2 protein-coding genes are annotated in these 2,115 nt (G+C 33.9%); one reads left to right on the forward strand and one right to left on the reverse strand.

All coding sequences use genetic code 11. The annotated features are described in order from the left end of the window. The first annotated feature begins 291 nt into the window (after positions 1 to 291). Positions 292 to 1,494 carry an ATP-binding protein gene (locus tag QZN33_RS11680; protein ID WP_296792890.1) on the forward strand — a complete coding sequence of 401 codons (1,203 nt, stop codon included), beginning with the start codon at positions 292 to 294 and terminating at the stop codon, positions 1,492 to 1,494. Positions 1,495 to 1,694: 200 nt separating this feature from the next. Here QZN33_RS11680 and QZN33_RS11685 read toward each other — a convergent pair. Further along, positions 1,695 to 2,115 (reverse strand): DUF1743 domain-containing protein (locus tag QZN33_RS11685; protein WP_296792893.1); only part of this gene is annotated, 421 nt, incomplete at its 5' end.

Raw genomic sequence — 2,115 nt, forward strand, 5'->3', positions numbered from 1 at the left:
ACTTATCTAATTTAGAATCACCACCGGTGGAGAATTTCACTCCGCCCTGAGAACATATATTTATTATATATACTAACTAATTAAAATACTTTTATATATGAATTGAGTTTTCACTCAACTGAAATCTTTTTTGATTTTTGCTTGTAGTTTTCAGTCAACTGAAATCTTTTTTGATTTTTGCTTGTAGTTTTCAGTCAACTGAAATCTTTTTTGATTTTTGCTTGTAGTTTTCAGTCAACTGAAAACTTTATATGAATGTTTCTATAAAGTAATAATTGACACGGTGGTTTCATGATTATTAAAAGAGAGGAATATATAGATAAAATCAAGCCTTTTATGGATAAACACATTATTAAAGTTTTAATAGGTATCAGGCGTTCAGGTAAATCCACAATATTAAAACAAATAATTGACTCGTTAATTGATGATGGAATTCCTCCTGAGAATATTGTATGGATAAATTTTGAGCTCAGTGATTATTTTGAATTAAACACTATTGAAAAACTCGAGGAATTCATTTCAAGCAAAGTGGAGGGTGTAGAGGGAAAAATCTATTTATTTTTTGATGAGATACAGGTTGTTCCCAAATGGGAGAAGCTGATCAATTCATATTTTGCAAAAGGTGGCTACGATATATACATAACAGGCTCCAACTCAAAATTGTTGTCCGGAGAATTTGCAAGCTACTTGTCTGGCCGATATGTGGAATTAAACATCTACCCATTCTCATTTAAGGAATATTTAAAGTATCATGAGGTTTCACAAGACTTCAAACAATATTTTTACAAGTATCTTGATGACGGTGGAATGCCTTCCACATTTGATTACGAAGGAGACAACAGGAAATTAATAATCAGGGATTTATACAACTCAATAGTTCTAAAAGACATAATCCAAAGAAACAATGTACAAAATGCCGACCTGCTGGACCGCATCATGAGATTTGTAATGTATAATATCGGCCAGCCCTTCTCAGCAAACAAAATCCATAACAGATTAAAGCAGGACATGGTGAATGTATCAGTAAACACAATCTACAACTATTTGAGGTTCTTTGAAAACGCATGCCTGATTTATCAAGCCAAACGCGAGGACCTTAAAGGCAAAAAAATATTAAAGCACGATGAAAAATATTACCTCTGCGATTTGGGATTTCGCCAGTCAATAATAGGCAACAATCAAAGAGACATTACAAGGGCAATGGAAAACATGGTTTACATGGAGCTGTTGAGAAGGGGATATGAAATCACAATAGGAAAAGTAGATAGTCTGGAAGTTGATTTCGTATGTAGAAAGCAGTCAAGGCCTATTTACATTCAGGTTTCATATTTGCTTGCAAGCGAAGAGACTATTGAAAGGGAATTCAAGCCACTGAAAAACATAAATGACAACTATCCAAAATATGTGATAACAATGGATGAAGCCGACATGTCTCATGATGGAATTGAACACTTGAATTTAATAGACTTCCTATTGGATGATGAAAATATCTAGCATAATATCTTCAGTTTCCAATTTTTATATTTAAAGATGGAATTAATTAAAAAGAGCAAAAAATCAAAATCCAAGGGATTTTAATTTTTTTAATTATTAAAAACGAGTAATAATAAAATTCAAGAGATTTTAATTTTTTTAATTATAAAAAAAGAGTAAAACAATAAAATCCAAGGGGATTTTAAAGTTTTTTTAAAAACCTAATAATAGACCTTTACGGCCTCGTCGCAATCGTCATACAATCCAAGTGCGGCAAGAGCGCCTACTTTGCCCTGCTCGCCTGTGACTGCAATCAAAGGAATGCCCAATTCATCAGCTACTTTTTCAGCTGTTTCAACATCCATCATTCCGGTTTTTGTAGCCATTGCATATTCCCTAAGCTTTTGCGGAATGCCAATGCCTTCCAGAATGGCTATTGCGGTCTTGTCTGACAAAGTGTCATGCTTCAGGATTTCAATAAGCCTTTCTATGAGCCTTTCCTTGTCCTCTTCTAAAACAGCGAATGTCAATGCAATTGAAACGCAGTTCTGTGTCTTGTGAGGGTTGTGAGGATATAATTGACAGATAATATGGTCAAGATATTCAAATCCTTCATCCTTCAGCTGGCTGCCTATATTGTGG

This window comes from uncultured Methanobrevibacter sp. (assembly GCF_900314615.1).
Classification (GTDB): domain Archaea; phylum Methanobacteriota; class Methanobacteria; order Methanobacteriales; family Methanobacteriaceae; genus Methanocatella.